18 protein-coding genes are annotated in these 19726 nt (G+C 54.5%); 7 read left to right on the forward strand and 11 right to left on the reverse strand.

Going from position 1 to position 19726, the window contains the following annotated elements; translation table 11 throughout:
- Window positions 1–107 precede the first annotated feature (107 nt).
- Window positions 108–824, forward strand: coding sequence for a Coq4 family protein (locus SYN8016DRAFT_RS01960; RefSeq protein ID WP_006852548.1), 717 nt, complete (start codon window positions 108–110; stop codon window positions 822–824).
- A gap of 626 nt (window positions 825–1450) precedes the next feature.
- On the opposite strand, the gene lptC is transcribed toward SYN8016DRAFT_RS01960, so the two are convergent.
- The gene (lptC, locus tag SYN8016DRAFT_RS01965; protein WP_006852550.1) at window positions 1451–2668 is read right to left on the reverse strand and encodes an LPS export ABC transporter periplasmic protein LptC; all 1218 of its coding nucleotides are present in this window, start codon (window positions 2666–2668) and stop codon (window positions 1451–1453) included.
- Window positions 2665–4209 carry a methionine--tRNA ligase gene (gene metG / locus SYN8016DRAFT_RS01970; protein ID WP_006852551.1) on the reverse strand — a complete coding sequence of 515 codons (1545 nt, stop codon included), beginning with the start codon at window positions 4207–4209 and terminating at the stop codon, window positions 2665–2667. Before metG ends, lptC begins: the two co-directional genes overlap by 4 nt.
- A 71-nt stretch (window positions 4210–4280) precedes the next feature.
- Here metG and SYN8016DRAFT_RS15905 point away from each other — a divergent pair, with 71 nt between their 5' ends.
- Entirely contained in the window at window positions 4281–4415 is a 135-nt protein-coding gene (locus tag SYN8016DRAFT_RS15905) for a hypothetical protein (protein ID WP_006852552.1), read from the forward strand.
- Window positions 4412–6238, forward strand: a complete 1827-nt coding sequence (locus SYN8016DRAFT_RS01975) for an FAD-dependent oxidoreductase (protein WP_006852553.1) — start codon at window positions 4412–4414, stop codon at window positions 6236–6238. Before SYN8016DRAFT_RS15905 ends, SYN8016DRAFT_RS01975 begins: the two co-directional genes overlap by 4 nt.
- An 11-nt stretch (window positions 6239–6249) precedes the next feature.
- Here SYN8016DRAFT_RS01975 and SYN8016DRAFT_RS01980 read toward each other — a convergent pair whose 3' ends face one another.
- From SYN8016DRAFT_RS01980 to rpmG, 3 genes are read right to left on the reverse strand one after another with little or no spacing between them, the layout of a single operon-like run.
- A complete protein-coding gene (locus SYN8016DRAFT_RS01980; RefSeq protein ID WP_006852554.1) occupies window positions 6250–8352 on the reverse strand; it encodes a ribonuclease catalytic domain-containing protein in 2103 nt (700 codons plus the stop codon).
- Window positions 8306–8527 (reverse strand): 30S ribosomal protein S18, encoded by a 222-nt coding sequence (gene rpsR / locus SYN8016DRAFT_RS01985; protein WP_006041316.1) that lies wholly within the window; start codon window positions 8525–8527, stop codon window positions 8306–8308. The genes SYN8016DRAFT_RS01980 and rpsR overlap by 47 nt, the downstream gene beginning before the upstream one ends.
- A gap of 38 nt (window positions 8528–8565) precedes the next feature.
- Window positions 8566–8760, reverse strand: a complete 195-nt coding sequence (gene rpmG / locus SYN8016DRAFT_RS14340) for a 50S ribosomal protein L33 (protein ID WP_007102505.1) — start codon at window positions 8758–8760, stop codon at window positions 8566–8568.
- Between the two features lie 127 nt (window positions 8761–8887).
- Here rpmG and pheT point away from each other — a divergent pair, with 127 nt between their 5' ends.
- On the forward strand, window positions 8888–11338 hold the full coding sequence (gene pheT, locus SYN8016DRAFT_RS01995; protein ID WP_006852556.1) for a phenylalanine--tRNA ligase subunit beta: 2451 nt from the start codon (window positions 8888–8890) through the stop codon (window positions 11336–11338).
- Here the strand turns inward: pheT and rlmD are convergent.
- On the reverse strand, window positions 11316–12710 hold the full coding sequence (gene rlmD, locus SYN8016DRAFT_RS02000; protein WP_006852557.1) for a 23S rRNA (uracil(1939)-C(5))-methyltransferase RlmD: 1395 nt from the start codon (window positions 12708–12710) through the stop codon (window positions 11316–11318). The genes pheT and rlmD overlap by 23 nt on opposite strands.
- Before the next feature lie 80 nt (window positions 12711–12790).
- Between rlmD and SYN8016DRAFT_RS02005 the strand changes: the two genes are divergently transcribed.
- Window positions 12791–13285, forward strand: a complete 495-nt coding sequence (locus tag SYN8016DRAFT_RS02005) for an allophycocyanin subunit alpha-B (RefSeq protein WP_006852558.1) — start codon at window positions 12791–12793, stop codon at window positions 13283–13285.
- Window positions 13286–13803: 518 nt separating this feature from the next.
- Window positions 13804–13950, forward strand: a complete 147-nt coding sequence (locus SYN8016DRAFT_RS15215; protein WP_159098286.1) for a hypothetical protein — start codon at window positions 13804–13806, stop codon at window positions 13948–13950.
- Window positions 13951–14096: 146 nt separating this feature from the next.
- Here the strand turns inward: SYN8016DRAFT_RS15215 and SYN8016DRAFT_RS02015 are convergent, their stop codons facing one another.
- The gene (locus SYN8016DRAFT_RS02015) at window positions 14097–15182 is read right to left on the reverse strand and encodes a hypothetical protein (protein WP_006852560.1); all 1086 of its coding nucleotides are present in this window, start codon (window positions 15180–15182) and stop codon (window positions 14097–14099) included.
- Window positions 15183–15224: 42 nt separating this feature from the next.
- Window positions 15225–16802, reverse strand: coding sequence for a DUF3370 family protein (locus tag SYN8016DRAFT_RS02020; protein ID WP_006852561.1), 1578 nt, complete (start codon window positions 16800–16802; stop codon window positions 15225–15227).
- A 209-nt stretch (window positions 16803–17011) separates the two neighbouring features.
- Between SYN8016DRAFT_RS02020 and SYN8016DRAFT_RS14825 the strand changes: the two genes are divergently transcribed.
- The gene (locus SYN8016DRAFT_RS14825; protein ID WP_038013623.1) at window positions 17012–17197 is read left to right on the forward strand and encodes a hypothetical protein; all 186 of its coding nucleotides are present in this window, start codon (window positions 17012–17014) and stop codon (window positions 17195–17197) included.
- Here SYN8016DRAFT_RS14825 and SYN8016DRAFT_RS02030 read toward each other — a convergent pair.
- Genes SYN8016DRAFT_RS02030 through SYN8016DRAFT_RS02040 form a run of 3 tightly spaced genes read right to left on the reverse strand, consistent with a single transcriptional unit; the run spans window position 17179 to window position 19702 of the window.
- The gene (locus SYN8016DRAFT_RS02030; RefSeq protein ID WP_006852563.1) at window positions 17179–17826 is read right to left on the reverse strand and encodes a sigma-70 family RNA polymerase sigma factor; all 648 of its coding nucleotides are present in this window, start codon (window positions 17824–17826) and stop codon (window positions 17179–17181) included. The genes SYN8016DRAFT_RS14825 and SYN8016DRAFT_RS02030 overlap by 19 nt on opposite strands.
- A 45-nt stretch (window positions 17827–17871) precedes the next feature.
- The gene (locus SYN8016DRAFT_RS02035) at window positions 17872–18780 is read right to left on the reverse strand and encodes an ATP adenylyltransferase (protein ID WP_006852564.1); all 909 of its coding nucleotides are present in this window, start codon (window positions 18778–18780) and stop codon (window positions 17872–17874) included.
- On the reverse strand, window positions 18770–19702 hold the full coding sequence (locus tag SYN8016DRAFT_RS02040; protein ID WP_006852565.1) for a SpoIID/LytB domain-containing protein: 933 nt from the start codon (window positions 19700–19702) through the stop codon (window positions 18770–18772). Before SYN8016DRAFT_RS02040 ends, SYN8016DRAFT_RS02035 begins: the two co-directional genes overlap by 11 nt.
- Between the last annotated feature and the right edge of the window lie 24 nt (window positions 19703–19726).

Raw genomic sequence — 19726 nt, forward strand, 5'->3', positions numbered from 1 at the left:
TTAAAAATCACCTGAATGGGGGAAAGCGCCGTGTTTTATACCCCCCGTTAGAGGGATTTGGATTCAGGTTGTTACATCTACTCTTTGCGCAGGAGTTTCATCAATCGATGTCAGAACAGCAACACTACGTGCGGTCATCATTTTCTAAAAGTGCTACAAAGTTAGCAGTTTCCATTTTGCAAACAGCAAAGCAGCCTGAAAAAATTTTTCAACACGGCAGATATTTTGCAATCCCAGGACAAACTAAACTGGAGAAAGATTGTATTGAAAGAGTTCTAGCCATCCCAAAAGTTCAGGAGCTACTCGCCAACCGGCCTTCACCACTATGGCCAGATCTTGAGCAAATGGCTGCTATGCCTAAAGGGAGTCTTGGTTGGTGCGTGCATCGCCGCCTGGAGAAACTTGGGCTTTCTTTTTTAGTTGATCAATCGCTGATATCAGAATCCCAAACTGATGAAGAATTCGCGATAACCAGATTTATACGTTTGCATGAGATTCACCACACGATCCTCGGTCTTCCGATCACAGTCGCAGGTGAAGCTGCTGCGACGGCGTTTTATGCAAGCACTGGATCAAGCCCCTATCAGATCGGAGTTCTTTCATCATGGATGCTCCGCGGTGCCTACGAACCAAATGAGCACAGGCTGATCTGGGATGCAATCGGTTTCGGCATTGCAGTTGGCCAGGAGGTTACTGAACTTTTCTCCCCTCGTTGGGAAGATGGCTGGGAACGACCGATTATCGATTGGCAGAATGAACTGGGTATCAACAAGCTGCTGATGACATCTCCGTTCCAGGAGGACTTGGAAGACATCTATGCTTAAATGTTTCGATTACACCATTTCACTAGGGCTCAAGATGAGATTTCAGAGAAAGACTGGAAGGCGTGGCTGGTGGTGGATACAACTGGCTCATTGGAGGTACGCTAGTGACGATGACCTAGTTCAATAAAGGATCTGAGCATTTCCGATAACATGCGTAATGGGCATATTCACTAATAAGATGGATTGGAAGTCCAGGAAAGGCAAGACGGTTATTTTCTTGCTGTCTCTAAGCGTGATTGTTCCAATTATTGGCAAGGTCGTTCATCGCTATTCTTCCGCAAAACCTACGTCTTATTCCTCACTTGAGAAAGCAGAGGCTGCATGTACTTGGTGGAGGCAAGATGGTTGTTCATCCTGAGTTCCAACTCGGCGGTACTTCAGGACCTGGTGGTACGACCTTCTGAGTCAAAGACAAGCAACGAACTACATCACACCCCGCCACGAGCGGGGTTTTTTATTGCAGCAGAGAGCTTTAAGCAGTTGCGTTCCTGCTTTGCCTCAGCCCAAAATGATCTAGTGCTGGAGAGATAGGTTCTGCTTCGGCAACGATCGGCAACGATCGGCGACGAACGATGCAAGCTCCTTTCGTGCCCCGGGCGTTGAAGCCAGTCATTTAGCAAGAACGTTTAAAACAGCACTGGAGGTTGAGATGGTTGTGTGTTTGGGTCTCGATCGTTTGTCTCCTCCTCAATCGTGACCTGGGAACGCACTTTGTTTCCCGGTGCCGTGAACGTAAGTGACCCCTCATCCCCCACGGATCCGCTCAATGTTTCTGCTTCGGTGATTTGATTGTTGCTTTCACGCTCTACGCGAACTCCACCCGTTGCCAACACTTCGTCGGTTTCCCAATTCCAGCGGCATTGGCTCGCTTGCAACTGTTCTCCTGGTTGTTGGATGCGACAGCCTTCGGGAATGACCACGGTGGATTGATTGAGTTCAGCAAGGAAACTCTCGCCATTGATCTGGGTTTGATTAATCAAACCCTCAAATGGATCGTTGCTACTCAGGGTTTGTTTACGGAAATTCCAGCTGGTGTCTTTGGCGCGTAAGAGACCTTTGTTTTTTGGCATGGTCACAATCACAGGAGATTTCACTGTGATCAGGCCTTTTTGTGTATTGCCTGTTAATTCCCGCCCTTCCAGCTGCTCTAGAACAACTCCTTCCTGATCTCGGCGTTGGCCCAGAACTGGTCCATTGGCCTTGAGTGAACCGTTCTCGAGGTTCCAGGTGGCATTGCCTGTGCGTACCGCTGTATCTGGTTTGACAGTGAGCGCAAGCTTGTCTTGCCAGCGATCGAGTTGGACGGGGCCGCTGAGTGTGAGGCTATTGGTATCTTGCAGAAGGATGGCAAGGGTTGCGGTGATTCTTGAACGATCATCAAATGCCCTTGGCTGTTGTTCCATGATGAGGCGAGAAAGTTCTGGTTCCCAACGCAACCTTTCGCCTTTGATTAAAATCTTTTGCCCATTTATTTGTTGAAGTTGAACATCGCCTTCAAGCATGATTTGTTCGCCATCGTTGATGACTACGGCAAAATCAGCCTTGATTTCGAAGGATGGTTTGTTTTTGCTGTATAGAACACCAACCGGTCGCTTAGCCCTCACCAATCTTCGAGTGAGTTCATAGCGCGCCTCAGGACTTGAGAGTTTCCAGTCGATATCTCCGCTTGATTTTTTCTGTTCGAGCTCTAGTTTGCGAAAGACAAATGGCAGCGGCGCAGCTGTTTTTGAACGGTTCTCTGTTGAGGAGGCGCAGCCCAGCACGAGAACGCTGAGAATCACTGGTGTGATCCAGGTGCTGCTTTTCAGCAATCTGAAGTGGTTGAATCGCTCGGCAAAGGTCACAGTGCTTCTTCAAGTTCCAATCGTTGCATCACCGGTTGTGGCTGGGGGAGCGGGTGGCCCGATTCCAAGCCTCCCCACTGCAGCTGTCCCGTCCAGTAGGTGGCTGATGAGCTCTGATTGAGCTGGGTCAGAATCCGCTCACTCAAATCGGGAACCAGCGGTTGCAACAGCCATCCCACGAGTCGAGCGCTTTCTAAAACCCCGTATATGTCGATGGCGACTTGCGCGTCTTGACCACCCTTTTTCATCTTGCTCCAAGGTGCTTGATCATTGAGATATCCGTTCGCTTGAATGGCGAGCTGAAGAATGGCCTCAGCCGCGTTTTGAAATGCCATGGAGGGCATGGCTGCCCGGACAGAAGCAATCGCTGTTTCGGCAGCCTGGCGTAACGCATGATGATCGCTGTCTTCTCCGTCAACGATGGGAGTGCACTCGTTAAACCATTTGCGAGACATCGAAGATGTTCGGTTCAGCAAATTTCCAATGGTGTTGGCAAGGTCATTATTAACGAGGTCAACAAACCGCTGTTGCTGGAAATCTCCATCGTCTCCAAATTGAATATCACGTAAGAGATACCAGCGAACGGCATCAGTGCCACAGCGACTCAGGAGCACTTCTGGGTCAAGAACATTTCCAATCGATTTGCCCATTTTTTGCCCTTCTCTGGTTAAAAAACCATGGCCAAAAACCTTTTTGGGCAAAGGTAAGCCTGCGGACATCAACATGGCCGGCCAGTACACAGCATGGAAGCGCAAAATGTCTTTGCCAATCACATGCTGATCCGCTGGCCAGCCAACAGCGTTTAAGCGCTCTAGGTCAATGCTTCCACCGTCATCTAAGAGAGCCGTGAGGTAGCCGAGTAAGGCATCAAACCACACATAAAAGGTATGGCCTTGATGCCCCGGTACGGGCAATCCCCAGTCCACATTCACCCTTGAAATGGAAAAGTCGCGTAAACCTCCAGCTACAAAATTTTGAATCTCTTTGCGTCGACTCGCTGGCGCAATGAAATCAGGCTGGCTGAGCAGGGCTTCAATCTTTTCTTGGAAATGGGACAAACAAAAGAAGAGGTTTTCTTCATCTCTCCATTCCAATGGCTTCTGGTGGATGGAACAAGCCGGGTTGGTCGCTTCGGCAGGATCATCTTTGAACTCCTCGCAGCCAACGCAATACCAACCTGTTTGCCGTCCACTGCGAATATCTCCAGCTGCTTCACAGCGTTGAAAAAATTGTTGGACCAGCGGCAAGTGGCGAGCGGATGTGGTTCGAACAAATCGATCGTGGCTGATATCCCATTCTTTCCAGGCCTTTTCGTAGCTGGCTGTGACCCGATTGCAGTGATCGATGGGACTGATTCCCTGAGCAGCGGCTGTGCGTTGGATTTTTTGACCGTGTTCATCAACGCCAGTCACAAACACCACGTCGTTGCCTTCCAGTCTCTGAAAGCGAGCCAGTGCATCACAGGCAATGGTGGTGTAAGTGCTTCCTAAATGTGGTTTGTCGTTGACGTAGTAAAGAGGGGTTGTAAGGGTATAAATCATGGTCCTCTCGGGGTGTTCCCCTTCCGGCCTTGGATCCTAACGACCCCCCTTCGCCACCCCCTTGCTCCTTCATGCCGACTCTCAACGTTGCCTTTGAAGATGAAGCCAGGTCTCCATGGCTTGCAGCGTTGCATCATCTGGCTGATCAGCTCAAGCACGCCCCTGCTCTTGATGGCATCAGCTGTCGCGATTCAGCGCAGGCATGATCACCCATACCTGCCATAGCCCTGTCGTGGTCTGGGGGGGTGGCACCGGTGGGGTTGCCGCTGCTGTTCAGGCGGCTCGATCTGGTGCCAACACCCTTCTGCTCACGCCTGGTCACTGGCTAGGAGGCATGGTCAGCACGGCAGGTGTGTGTTGTCCGGATGGCAATGAACTGGCGCCCTGGCAGACCGGTCTGTGGGGTGCCTTCCTCAGGGCTTTGTATCAAGCCGAGGCTGAGGGCCTCGATCAAAACTGGGTGAGCTGCTTTGGCTACCGGCCAACGACAGCGGAGGCCATCCTTCAAAACTGGGTGCACGCCCTTCCGAATCTTCAGTGGTGGGCGGATTGTCGGCTGCTGGATGTGCAGCGCTCTGGATCATCTGTGCAGGCAGTGCTGATTCAACGCTCCGCTGACGTCCATCGCATTGGCTGCGATGTGCTGATCGATGGCAGTGATCGCGGAGATTTGCTGCCCTTGGCAGAGGCCCCCTTTCGTTTGGGCTGGGAGCCTCAGGAGCTGTGGGGGGAGCCAAGTGCTCCCAGCGAGCAGCGCCTCAAGAGCGAAGACTTTTTTTTGCAGCAGTCCGTGCAGTCACCCACCTGGGTGGTGATGGGACAGTTGCAGAGCGATCGACTCGTGGCTGATCCTGCTTCAGGAGTGGATCCACAGGGCTCACCGTTATTGCCCGAGCCCTTTGAACAGGCCTGCGCAGCCTTTGGCCTGGAGCGCACCATCAGTTATGGGCGCCTGCCTGGCGGATTGGTGATGCTGAATTGGCCCCTGCACGGCAATGATTGGCATCGGGGTCTCGAGCGTGCCTTCGCCGTCGATTCCAAAGCCGAGCAGGAGCTGATGGCTGAGATGCAAGCCCATAGCCTGCGTTTTGCCGATCAGCTTGAGCGGTGTACAGCCGGTTGGTTAAGGCGCGGCGAGGCCTTTCCGCGCGGAGCTGGAAGCCCGGCTGGTTGGCTGGCGGCGATGCCCTACTGGCGTGAGGGGCGGCGAATGATCGGTCTTCAGACCGTGATTGAACAGGAGCTCTTGCCTCAAGCAACGGGTCAATCGATCGCTGCCCTTCCCTTCAATGACGCTGGAGAGCTGGAATCGATTGCGATTGGTAATTACGCCAATGACCATCACTATCCAGGATCGGATTGGCCGCTCGCCCCCAAGAGCTGTCGCTGGGGTGGCCGCTGGACAGGAACTCCCTTTTGCATTCCTTATCGAGCGCTCGTGAGTGCTGACGTGGACAACCTGCTGGCTGCTGATAAGGGTTTCAGTACAAGCCATATGGCCAATGGGGCGACAAGGCTCCAACCGCTCATTTTCAATGTGGGACAGGCTGCTGGAGCAGCGGCGGCCCTGTCGATTCGGCTCCGCTGTTCACTCGCTGCTCTGCCCGTTCGCCTGCTTCAAGACCTCTTAATCGAGGAGCCCATGGCCCCCTCTGGCATCGTTCCGCTCTGGGATACGCCCTGGCATCATCCGCATTGGCAACAAAGACAGCGTGCCTGTCTTGAAAACCCTGAGCTACTGGGATCGAATGGTTGTTGGCTCGGTCCAGAGGAGCAGGTTTCAATGGCTCTGCCTCCCCAGCCTCAACAGGACGTTTGGTCCGGAACACTCGTGCCTGATGGCAACGCTGGATATGCGCTGGAACGGTCGGACGGTTGCCGTTGGCCCGTGATCACCCTTGAGCCCGAGCTGAGCGATTGGCTGGCGGATCAGGACCGCCCAAAAGCTGTTGAGTTACTCGCCGTCGCGAACCCCTGGGGGCCCTGGTTGCGGGCGATCAGCCTGCTTGGCTCCAAGGATGTTTCCTGACCTGAAGATCTTTAGTGAGCTGAGGCCACAAGTCTGAGCTGATCACGCGCTGAGTCCACATGCTGCACTGTGATGAGCAGACCCTCGCCGGGTTCTGAATCGCGTGGACATTCAGCAGCCACATCCATGGCGAGGTCGTCAATACGCACCAGTCCAAGCTGATCCTGAGGACGCAACCAGCGCAAGAACTGAGCAGCCCACTGCTCTTTGCCATGGTGTTCAAACCAAACCTGCTGCCAATGGCGCTGATCTTCTCGAGAAATGCCAATGCCTTCTCGCACTGCGGCATCGAAATCATTCAAGAGGACTTGTAGATCATCACGGTCAAGCGGTTCTTCGCCACTCTCCTTGCTGCTCAGTAGGGCATGCAATTGCCTCTGCACAACGAGATCGCCATAGCGGCGAATGGGGGATGTGGCTTGGGCATAGGAGGCAAGTCCCAAGCTGAAGTGGGCTGCGGGTTGGGTCCCCATGATTCCGCGACTGAGACAGCGCTTGATGGCGGCGAATCGAACGGCTCCCTCTGGGAGAGCATCCAATTCGGAGCTGGGGGGGAGGTCAGCAGTCAGTTGGCTGCGGAACGGCAAGGCCAGGTCGTTGATTTCCGCAAATCGGGCCACGACCGCTCCCGCCAAGATCATGGCTTCAGCCACCATCTGCCTCGATCTGCCAGGTTCACTCACCTCGAGAGATGGCTGACCATCTCGACAACGAATGCGGCCTTCTGGAAGATCCATGATCAAGGCTCCATGGCGTACTCGGCAGTCACGCCTCCGGCTGAGGAGCGCATCCAATTCCGCCAAATCGGTGTCTTCTGGAGGTGCCAATTCGATCAACTCATCGGCATCTTCGTAGCTGAGTCGATAGGTGGGTTGGACCCAGCTGCGTTGGATTCCGTGATCTCCGAGTTCACCGTCGCTGCTGAGTTCAGCCCAGATGCTCCAGGCAGCGGTGCGCTTCCTTGCACGCAAACTGAAAGGCCCCGTCGACAAGCATTCGGGGAACATTGGCAGATTGCCTTTCGCCAAATACAGACTGCTACCTCGGCGTCTGGCTTCCAGATCGAGGGCTGAGCCTGCCTCGATCAGTCGCCCCGGGTCAGCGATATGAATCCAGACTCTTTGACTGCCATCATCACAGCGCTCGAGCGCGATCCCGTCATCAATATCACGGGTGTCTTCATCGTCGATGGTGACGCAGCGCTGATGGCAAAGATCGATGCGCTCGGAGTCGCCTGGGCGTTCGCACGCGTTGAGCTCCACCAAGCGTTCCGCTTCCTCAAGTAGTGCCGGGCTAAATCCCGATGACCAGGTTGTGCCCGCCATCGATGCCAGTTGATGAGGGTCCCAAAGGCCAAGATCCACCAAGAGCAGTCGAAGTTCAGCCCGGTCTTGATCGAGACGCAGACCCACCAGGCTTTGCTGAACCGTCTTGTCAAGTTGACCAAATTCGAGGGAACCTGAAATCAGGTCTTTCAGCTGCTCGAATCTGTCACGGAGGAGCTGGGGGAGATTTGGAAGATCAACCTGTTGTCGGTTGCTCAACAGCTGTTTCCAACGCTGTTCTTTCTGCTGCTCAAGAGTTTTGAGTCGTTGCTGACGCCGCAGCTGTTTCAGTTCCTTGGCCGAGCGAGCTTTGATCTGATCTTGCTTGTAACGGAACCAGAGTTGGGGCCCCATCAAGGCAAGCCAACAGAGCGCTAGTTGGCTTGGACTACTTCCTCCGCAAACCAGATCACTAAAAAATTCAATCTCAACGGTCTCATCCTCCTCTTGCAGTAAGAGCCAGGCTGCGCCCCAGCTGCGACGGTCGAGACAAGAGGGGAGGAGGTTCTCGGCTTTGAGATTCCAAGGAGATGCCCCCAGTCCATCCGGGAGATCGGCTCCGGAAGGCAGGGGGCAGAGCAGATTGAGTTGCCGCTGGGGTAAGACAACCGATTTGCGATCAAAGCCGAGCTTCAGGCGCGCTTTGCTGCCTTGAAGGGATTCGACAACAGCCAACTGGTTCCCCTTCGACTCTTGAACGCCGACAAGGTCTCCTGGTTGGAGAGAGGACGAAGCCAGTGGATCAGCCTTCAGGGTTGACGAAGGGCAGCAATGCAACGATGCGTGCACGCTTCACGGCGTTCGTGAGATCGCGCTGTTGTTTGGCCGTGAGCCCGGTCAGGCGACGAGGAAGAATCTTTCCTCGCTCGGTGATGAATTTCTTGAGAAGATCCACATCTTTGTAATCAATGGGATCTCCGGGTTTGATCGGAGAAAGACGCTTCTTAAAGAAGGAACTAGACATGACTTAGGAACGCTGTTGAAGGATGAAGACCTGCAAGGTCACTTGATCTCCTTGTGGGGAGTCGACTTATTGCAGTGGGGACAGAACTTCTTGATCTCCAGCCGTTCGGTGGTGTTCCGGCGATTCTTCTCGGTGGTGTAGCGAGACACTCCGGGAGAACGCTTGGCGGGATTGGACCGGCATTCAGTGCACTCGAGAGTGATCACGATCCGGACGCCCTTGTTCTTAGCCATAAAGGACGTTGCGCCGCAGTAGCGAAGCGTAGTAACAAAGATCGACTTTACATCTTCGACTGACACCATTCAAATTTTTGCCGATTCACGGTGCTTCGTAGGATCCACCTCTGATTGAAACGTTGACGTGCGGGTCTCCCTTTCCTGGTTGCAGGATCTCGTCCAGGTAAATGAAGCCGCTGATCAACTAGGCGAGCGCCTATCCATGGCTGGATTTGAGGTGGAGGAGATCGATGATTTGAGTCGATTGGCTCAAGGCGTTGTGGTGGGCCACGTTTTGGAGCGGGACAAACATCCCAATGCCGACAAGCTCAGTGTCTGTGTTGTGGACATCGGGGCTGAGGAGACCGTTCAGATCGTTTGTGGAGCCAGCAACGTACGGGCGGGCATCCATGTGCCTGTCGCCACCATTGGCGCTGTCCTTCCTGCGGTCAATCTCACGATTAAGGCTGGTGAGCTGCGTGGGGTCGCCAGTCAGGGAATGATTTGTTCGCTCGCCGAGCTCGGGCAACCCACGGATGTTGACGGCATTGCGGTCTTAGATGATCTGCTGGACAGCCTTCCAGCACCGGGTACAGCCGTGGCGTCATGCCTTGGCTTGGATGACACCGTTCTGGAATTGGCGATCACCGCGAATCGACCAGACGGTCTGTCGATGACAGGAATCGCCAGGGAAGTGGCGGCACTGACCGGAGCAGCGTTGCAATTGCCCAAGCCTGTGGCTCCAGAGTTGACAGCCGACTTGAACCCTTCCGAGGAACACGCTGCCGCCATGAAGGAGGGGGGCGTGTACGCCTTAACCGAAGTGAGCGGTCTTGATGGTGGCAAAGACGCTCCTGCTTGGGTTCAACAGAGACTTCTGCGGGCGGGCGTGAACCCTGTGAACGCGATTGTGGACATCACCAATTTGGTGATGTTGGAACAAGGCCAACCCCTGCATGCCTTCGATCTTGATGCCTTGGAGCGGCTCTGTGGCAGCGACCTAAAGCCTTCTGATTTCGGCCTTCGGCAAGGCCGGGCCAAGGAACCGTTCACGGGCTTAGACGGTCGCACCATCGAAGTGGACGATCGTGTTCAGCTGGTGACCTGTCGTGATCGACCGGTCGCGATTGCAGGGGTGATCGGCAGTGCGGAGAGCGGTGTGACGGCCACTACCAACAAAATCTGGTTGGAATCAGCCCTATTCACTCCCGCTTCGATCCGTAGCAGCAGCCGGGCAACAGGTCTGCGTACGGACGCTAGTTCCCGTTACGAGAAGGGCTTGCCGCGTCAGATCACCTTGCCAGCAGCCGGACGGGCGCTGGAACTGATGGAACAACTTCTGGGAGGTGTGGCAGGCCGCAGTTGGCAGTGCTGTGCTGAGGAAGGGCCAGAACCCGTGGTGAACCTGAGACGTCATGCTATTCATCAACTGCTGGGTCCCTTGGCTTCTGACGACGATCAAGGAACCGATGTGAGTGATGAACAGGTGGAGGCGTGTCTGTCTGCGCTTGGTTGTGAGCTCAAGACTTCAGAGGATGGTTGGTCGGTGGTGGTGCCTCCTTCCCGTCGGATGGACCTGCTTCGGGAGGTGGATCTGATTGAAGAGGTGGCTCGTCTTGTCGGTTTCGACTGTTTTGGTGCTCACTTGCCTGATCCTTTGGTGCCCGGTGGTCTCACAGATATGCAGCAGGCGGAGCGCCGTTTGCGCCGTCGGCTTTGTAGTGCTGGCCTCCAAGAGATCACCTGCTTATCGCTTACTGGAGCAGATGCGGATGATCCCAATCGGATTCCGATTAGCAACCCATTGTTGGCCGAAACCAGCCATCTCAGAACCGCGCTCTGGCAGGAGCATCTCCAGGTCTGTCAACGCAACCTGCAGGCCTCCCAGCCCGGTTGTTGGCTGTTTGAAATCGGCCATGTGTTCCAGCCGAAGGGCCAGGAGATTGTGCAGACAGCCCGCCTTGGTGGGGTGATTTGCGGAGAACGGCGTCTTTCACGCTGGGCGACAAGCGGTAAGGCCCTCGCCCCCGATTACTACATGGCTCGTGGAGCACTCGCCTCCGTTTTGCATTCCTTGGGCTTGGAAACCAACGACCGCCCCTTATCGGACGATCCGCGGCTCCATCCCGGTCGGGCTGCAGCGGTGATGGTGGAAGGCCGAGCCCTTGGTTGCTTTGGTCAGCTTCACCCCATGTTGTGTGCTCAGTACGAGCTCCCTGATGCCACCTATTTGTTTGATCTGGATTTGCACCGTCTCCTGGAAGCGGTAACGCGTCGCAATCGCTGGGTGCCTTCCTTCAAGGCCTTCTCAACGCTCCCAGCGATGGAACGAGATCTCGCCATGCTTGTGCCAAAGACATTGCCCTCTGCTGACCTGATGCAGGCCATTCGGAAAGCGGGGAAGCCCCTTCTCGAAAGTGTCGAGTTGATTGATCGGTTTGAAGGTGGTCAACTCCCTGATGATCAGTGCAGCCAAGCATTCCGGCTTCGGTATCGCGGCAAGGACAGCACGCTCACCGATGAGCAGCTTCAGCCCGTGCAAGAGAAGGTTCGACAGGCTTTGGTCAAACAATTCAAGGTTGAACTTCGCAGTTGATGCGCTTCAAAAGGACCAGGCATTCCAGATGGGTTGTCTGGGGAAAAAAGTCCACGGGTTGAATGCGATCAATGGCATAGGGACCATCGTCTGAGACCAGGCGCTTGAGGTCCCTCGCCAGGGTTGCTGAGTCACAACTCAGGTAGGCCAGGCTCTTGGGTGGACAGTTCAGAATGGCTTCGAGCACATCTGCTGCCAATCCTTTTCGCGGTGGGTCCACCACAAGGGCATCGTGATCTGGCAGGGAATCACTCAGCAGAGAGGCCACGTCGCCGGCTTCAAAGCGGGCATCCGTAAGTCCATTTAAGGCCGCGTTTTGGCGCGCCTGTTGGACTGAGGCCGGATTGATCTCAAGCCCCACCACGCCGATGCCAGCTGCAGCGATGGGCAAGCTGATCGTCCCGATGCCGCAATAGGCATCAATGATGCGCTTGCATCCTTCACGCTGAAGCAGCCACTCCCGCAAAACAATCACGATCTGCTCGGCACGAGCGGTGTTGATTTGGAAAAAGGTGGTGGTTCCAAGCAGGAGTTGAAGATCGCAGAAGCGTTCGCTGATGCAATCGCGACCAGCGAGCGTGTGGGTGATCGCTCCGAGCACGGTATTGCTCCGGCGCGGTTGCAGGTTCAGGGTCACACCTGCTACGGCAGGCCAACGGTTCATCCACTCCAAGGCCAGTTCTTTGATCCCTTTGAGTTCGGGTGTGGCACTGACCAAGGTGATCAGGATTTCGCCTGTTCGCACACCTACGCGCAAACCAAGGTGGCGAAGACCGGGTTCTCCACGCAAGTCAGCATCGGCTGGCCAACCACTGGCTTCGAGGTCTTGCTTCAGGGGTTTGATTAAGGCATCGATGCGTGGGTCTAAGACAGGACAACGATTGAGGTTCACGATTCGATGGCTGCCACGGCGGTAGTACCCCAACCGCAGCTGATCCTCTTGTCGAAGCAGGGGAATCAGAGCACGATTGCGATAGCCCAAGTGCTCAAGATCGCCGTTGATCGGGTCCGGGGACTGGATGTCAATCCCACCGATCCGTTTCAGGGTTTGTTCAAGACGGTTGCGCTTCCATTCCCCCTGAATGCTTTCTTCGAGGTGTTGGAGAGAACACCCCCCACAGTCTTTGGCCAGGATGCACGGAGCTTTTCTCGAGCCTGGGGCTGCCACCAACGTTTTGAGATGGCGCGCAAACCATTGAGACTTCTTGCGTTGCAGCAATTGCACCTGGGCCTCTTCCCCTGGAAGCAACTGGGGAACGACCACCACCCAGCCTTGCCAGCGAGCCAATCCCAGGCCCTGGTGATTGAGATCGGTGCCCAGAACGGTGATGATTTGACCAGCTACTGGTGGGTCGCTCAAGGACTGGGCCATTGCAAAGGCGTAACACCAATCGCTGCAAATTCATGCGAAGCGATCGATAGCTCTAGACTCATTCAAGCTTGCCAGCTGACATGAGCGTTGTTCGGGATCTGATTCTCCAAGCAGATGACGATCTGCGTTACCCCAGCAGCGGTGAACTGCGATCAATGGTTGATTTCCTCAGCCAGGGTTCGATTCGTTTATCGGTTGTTCGAAGTCTCACTGAGAACGAGAAGAAAATTGTCGACGAATCAGCGAAACAGCTGTTCAGTCGAAAACCTGAATACGTTGCGCCTGGAGGCAACGCCTTCGGTCAGAAGCAGCGTGCCCAGTGCTTGCGGGACTACAGCTGGTACCTTCGCCTCGTGACCTACGGCGTTTTGGCAGGCAGCACCGAGCTCATCCAACAGATTGGTCTTGTGGGTGCCCGCGAGATGTACAACAGTCTTGGTGTTCCGATGCCTGGAATGGTGGAAGCCATGCGCTGCATGAGAGAGGCTTCCCTGGCACTTCTTTCAGAAGACCAGCAATCACTTGCGGCTCCTTACTTTGATTACCTCATCCAAGGGATGCAGACCTCGACCTAAACCGTCTTCCTTTGATCCAATGGCCGCCCAAACAGGCGGCTTTTTTAATGCCAACAACCACCAATCTCGCTTTTATGTGTCTTAAGTGAGACTCAAGATATGTCTTATTTCTAGTCCTAGCTGCTACTACTGCAACCCAGTAATGGGGCGCTGTTCATGGGGGCTGCTCATGGAAGTGTTGCTAGGAGTGAAAGCGATCCCTTGGTTGGCAAGGTTTGATGTTGTGGGTGCCAGGTGTTGCTGGGCGGAACTTCTCATGGCCAAGCGTACGGAACGCGTCCTTTGATCGCATCGCGAGTCTTGATTTGGACTTGAAATAGGACTAAGGATGCGTCTTGCTCGCGACTGTTAAGACACGTTTTGTTGGGGCCAGGGCTTGGTCTCTGCTGTTGATTGTTCGCCCGTTTGCTTGGCTCAGTGAGCTGGCGCGGTAGGCCAATCGGCTTGCGTCACTGTGTCTACAGCAGGTACGCAAACTTAAAAACCGTTACCCTGGTTGCTCTTGGCTTTGGCCAGGGTTGGCTTGGACACGGGATTGGAAGGCTTGGACAGCTTGCGCATGCCGATCCGATCGCGATTCGAAGAGCGATGGAGCTTTAGGTCTGGATGACGATGTGGTTTTTATTAGTTCAGGCGACAAGGGATTGGGTGGCTCCCGCATTTAAAACGATGGAAAAGTGATGCGATAACAACAATTGATCGTGGGTCTTGCCTGGGACTCAATATGGGTCTTGATTTGGGACTAGGCCGAGACAATAAAGTCTGATGCGTCTCAGCTAGGTCTTGTAATGAGTCCTATGAATTGACTCGACTAAGACGACTGCGACTCTTTGTCTCTGTAGAGCTCCCGCAACATCTGATAAGCCTCATTCAGTCGTCTCATTCCATCCGTAGAGCCACCTGCATCTGGATGGGCTTCAATCGCCTTTTTCTTGTACGCATCTCGGATGGAGCGCAGTGTGAGGGATGCTCCAGCTTGCGTGGGCAGATCGAGCAAGCGCAAGGCTCCATGCAGGGTCATGGTGGATTCCAAGGTTTCAAAAGAAGTCACACGCCGACTCCGTTTGAAGCGGTTCACAAACCGACGAATCAAGGTTGGGATCCGATCTGCCACGCTGCCGGCGGCAAACGGATCTTCGAGAACGGCAGCAGCGACAATCACATGTTCAAATTTTGGAGATTGAACGGACCATTCAGCGCAGGCATCCTGCATCGATTGGTTTACCTGGCTCCAGGTGAAGGTGCGTCCCTCGCTTCCATCCAATTGGGGCCAAATATCTCGAGCCATCCAGAGCATCACCGCCTCCAGCACCGTTGCTCCGGGTTTCGATCCATAGAGATTGGTCCAATGTTCAATGGCCTTATCGCTGCAAGCGGTGAGGTGATCAAAGCTGACCACGGGGACAAAGGGACTGTCGCGTCGTTCTTCTGGCGCTTTTGGATGTTGCAGGCTGGTTCGGATGGCCTGCGTGCGGCTGCGCACAAATCCCGGTAAGTCGATGCCTCGACTTTTCGTGCTGTTGTCCTTGGGTTGACTCGTGTCGGCGGATAGCACCGCAGCGATGTCTTGCGTCTCAGGCTCTTGACGACGGCGAACCAAGACGATGGCCCGGTCTTCGTCGTACGAGGGTTCCGTTGCTCGCGGGCTTTGCTCGGATCCCACTGCATCCGTGGAGGTCGTGACCGACAACAGCTCTGAATCTTCGATGCCGCCGGTGTCGAGAAAACCATCAACAGGTGTCTCGAGATCGGTTTCAAGATCGGGCTCGTCCGTCCAGATCTCTTCCAACAATCGCGTTAAGCAATCGCCTCTGGACCTGATGCACCACTCCTTTTTCAGCTCGTCGAGGCGATCAACGAGATGATCAGGTAGTTCAAGTGTGATCCGACGCCCCATTCAGCTTGCCGCGATGATCTGAGTAAAAGAGATGGGCGAAGCCTATCGACCTTGTAGTCGGCGCAACCAATCTTGTTGCGCCTTAATGGCATCGCGATACCGTTGCTCCAGCGAGTCATTGACGCGCTGAGGCATGATCATTGCTGGCGGATATTGGTTGGTACCACTGGATGGTGCGGCAACAGCCGGAGGCGCAATCCTTGGGGCTCGTTTCGGATAGGTCCGTGGTGTGGGTCGAGGCTGTGGTGTTGCTTGTGGCCTTGGTTTGTTCTCGTTCGCTTGCAGGGGTTTCGGCTTTGCATTGATCGCTGGTGGCGGCGTTGGTGGAACCACCTTGCGTTTTTTGGCTGCTTCCTCAGCTTTTCTTGCCGCTTCCAGCATCTCTTCCCGGCGCCGAAGCAAGGCGAGCTGGGTTACGGGCACCACGCTGAGCAAATGACCCGGTGTGGCATCCGCTGGATAAACAACACTCACCGTGACGGGATTCACAACGTTGGCTTGAGTGTTGATTTGGCCGAGGGGCAGGCTCTGCCCTGATTTCATCCCAACATGAACTTCTCGATAGCCTTCGGCACTTTTAATTCCGATCGATCCCCGAAATGCCGTGAAAGGTTTTCGACCGGATGCCACTGGATGGCTTAAGACCAACTCATGAGCACCACCACCAGAGAGATTCATCTCAACATCAAAGCGCACGCCATAGGTGCCAACATTGTTCAAGGCGGAGTCAATCATTCGTGTTGATAATTGATTCACCTGTATATCTCTCGTGCCAAAATGATGTTTGCGGGTACTTGTTAGTGGAATATGCAACGCACCCTGTGAGAGATCATGATTAATCGAAGCCTTGTACTCATCGCCAAGGGCAACGCCAGCAACTCTGGAAAAGACTTTGCCGGTGCGGATTTCATTGAGACGATTTAAATAAATTCGCCCTGGAGCAAGTCTTTTGCTGTCTAGAACGGCGATCAACTCCTGCTCTTGGTTGGTCTCCTCCGCTGCAACGACAGCCAGTTGGAAAGGTCCGTCGCTGCGACCTCTCAGCAGCCCGTTCATAATTCCTCTCGCGGGAAGAACTGAGCTCACAATTACTTTGCGACTTCGCGCTGGGATTGTTATTTCTCGAGGCAATTTGCGATCGAGTTCCCCTCTCAGCATTTGTACAGCTGTAGCGTCCCCTGGACCTGTGTTCCAAGGGCGTCGGCCGAGGGGCTTCACTCCCATTAGGCGATTGGGGTGGTAAGGGGCCTCGAAGCTATTTTTAACGGAGCCTCTTTTGAACTTAAGGGTGACAGGATTATTGCCTGGGTTGATGGCTATCGCTGCCACGGTTAGCAAGCCTCTGGCCCGGCGTCCTCCTAATTTGCTGCTGTCTTGGGGGTAATATTTATGATGCATATGGATACCGAATTCGCCATTAAATGTGAATTCGGCATTCCTCAAGGGCTGGTTGTTTTCGGCGGCGGTTGCAGAACCAGGCGTTGTGTTGACGAGGATTCCAGGCCCTTTGACAATTTCGGGTTGGTTGGAATGCAGGACGGGAACGTTATTAAAGGTGCCATTGAGAGCACGCGCCCCTTGCCCAGCCATCAATGGCACATAGGCGTACGCCTGCTCCATGACAGCGAAATCGCATGTCGCAATTGCGACACTGATTAGGACCAGTTTTGATAATCTGTGCGACACGCGAGACTGGTTTTTGAGCAGTGCGGCTTGAGCTTTCCGCAAGTTCCAAACCTAATCGTCTGGTTCAGAAGCGCCAAGTGTGTGATGGCAGTCCCGATTTCTGGAACAATTCGCCAGGATTATGGGAAAGCTTGTGTTTACTCATGCTGCCTCCCTTTTTCTGTCAGCCATCGTGTGAGTCCAGCCACTGGCGGAGTCATCACCAGCAACGCAAGTTGGAGATGCTCCGTTTCTGGCGTGATGGACTCGAGCGTCAACTGGCTGCCGTCACCGCAGCGATGAGCACCCTTGAAGGTCAAATCCAGCGGGATCACAGCGAAGAGTCCTGATCGGCAAGCTCCTGTCGCAACTGGGCTAAGGCCCGTTTGAGCCTCCGTTGCATGGTCATGGCACTGACCCCCTGCTTTTTTCCGGCCCCACGGAGGCTGGCACCTTCGATCACCACCTCAACCAGCGCCCTTTTCTCTGCAGGCGGCAACCCGTTGATGGCATCCCAGACACGCCGGGCCCTTTCCTGCATCAGCAGCGGCTGCCATCCAGGTTGGTTTGCTGCCACCCTGCCTTCGTCTAAGGGTTCCCACGACTGACGGCGTCGATAAACCTGAACGTTGAGTTCGATCTCTGCTGTCATCCCCTGACTTCTGGTCGATTCTGAGGAACTGGTTTTGATGCTGCTCTGAGCTTGTTCTTGAAGGCGTCTTGGGAGTCTGATCAGCCCCACACTGTCTCTGAGGTAGTGAAGGATCGCTCCTTTGATGTGAGGTCTTGCATAGACCTCAAACGGCTTGTCTTGGCTTTGCTCATACCCTTCGGCGGCACGCAGTAAGCCAAGCCTTCCCACTTGCTTGAGATCATCACGATCCAGACCCGAGCGTTTGGCGTAATGGCCTGCAATGGGATCGACCAGGTTCAGATGTCGCTCGATGCGTTCGTTTCGGATCGTTTGGCGTTTGTTCATGGCTGTTGTTAAAGAAGAGGGTCGGCAGCGGCCGGTGGTCCTTCTTCAGGCAGACATTTTGGAGGGGGATCCCACAACCGTGTTTCCACGGATTTCGAGTACCACCTCACGCAACAAGGCCTCGGGACCTTGCGCCCTTAGCCAGTGCAGATCGGCGCCTGTTGTGGCCAAGAGATATCCAGCAAATCCAAGGGCATTCACGCTGAAACCTGCGGCTCCTTCTCGCCGACGCCTCACCATCGCCATCCATTGCGGGGTTAATAACAGGTTGTAAAAGGACTTTGGGCGTTGATCTTGAGAGGGATGACCAAGGCCTAAGTGTTCAGAGAGTGATAAGTAGCTGGCGTAGAGGCTTTGGGCTTGTGCGGAGATGTCATTGCTTTGGCTGATTCGCGAGACAACGGAGCAGCCGTTCCATAAGGGATCGCTAGCTGTTTTGGATTTTTCTTTTGATTCCAGGCGTTTTTGAAACCAGAGGTCTCTGGGACAGCTCCTCTCGCCTGTGCTTCGGGGCAGAAGTTGAAGATGCCGATGGGGCTGACTCGCTCCTGCAATCGGTCCGCTATTGAAAAACCACAGTCCGGAGGTGTCTTGGTCTACGCGAACCAACGCTGTCCAATCCGACAAATCAAGCCAACCATCCTGGGCGGCCCAGTCGGCCGTGATCAGCAGCATGTGTCCGCGTTGCACCGGATATTTGTTCAGGATCACGGCGTGACCTGGATCCAAACGCGCCACCTCCAGGTCCCTATCCCAGGGTTTAAAGGGATTGGGTTTCGGCCCCTCTCTCTTGAAGTGTTTGGGTAAGCGGCTCTCGAGAGTTCTCAATTCAAAATTGGATTCTGCACTCTCTTCAAGACGTTCTAATGAGGTACTAAGAGGAACTAGCGCACCCGACTTAAGAGCCTTTTCGCTTTGCTCGAGCGCTCGATTCCAATAGGTCTCAGTTCTCATTTGTTTTCAACCTCGCTAAGGATGCCCCCACGTAATAACGACCGAGGATTTCATTGAACTTGAGCCCTTTCATGGCCAGTTCTTGAGCGCCATGTTGACTCATACTTGCGCCTAAATGGCTGTGTGCTTCAGTAGCGATTTCACTGGTCGATGCATACAGCGATTCCACAAGTCCTCCCTGGAAACTGAGCACGAGACCCTGGGTGGCTTTGGTGGCGGCGGCAGTGGATGCGCTTTGACTTTTCAGGCCTCCATAGGCTTGCCAACGCGTGGTGTCGCCAAGATTGAAATCGGAATCGGCAGGACGTACAAGATGCACGAGGGCGTAGGACCGAGCCGCCACAGCTTGTGCTTTTAGCGCTTCAGGATTCCAATGACTCGGCATCTCTGCCCCAACCACAGAAGCAACGTAACGCTCCAAAGACAGCTGGTTAACCACAAGCCAACCGCGACCTCTGTTGAGGAAATAGACGGTCTCTGGATAGGAGCTTCCATTGACAACAATGGCCCCATTTTGGCCTGATTGACAGGTCACCAAATTCGAACGACGCTCGCTTAGAACGCGTTCAAGGGCCCTTTTTTGCACGATCTCACCGTTGCTGAATCTGCACTCGACCTGCCCTGATAGGTCCACGCGACGGGGTGGCGATTGACTCAACAAAGCAACGCGCACAATCGGATTGCCTGGGGCTCCGAGGGGCTTAGCACCAGGCGTTGGCTGCACGACCGATTGAGGTCTCGGAGTCTTGTTCTCCGGCTCATCACTTGATCGCTGACTAGAGGAATGACGCGCTGGCTGATCCGTCCCGGAGCTTTCCAGCAGCGTTTCGAGGGTGTGTTTTTGGTTTCGCTGTTGTTCCAGCTGACCAATGGCCTGGACACTCCAGGTGACCGCGCCGATCAGCCCCGCAGTGGCGGTCATCCCCAGCAACAGTGGTGTGAGCTG

Origin of the sequence: Synechococcus sp. WH 8016, from assembly GCF_000230675.1 — a bacterium.
In the GTDB taxonomy this organism is placed as follows: domain Bacteria; phylum Cyanobacteriota; class Cyanobacteriia; order PCC-6307; family Cyanobiaceae; genus Synechococcus_C.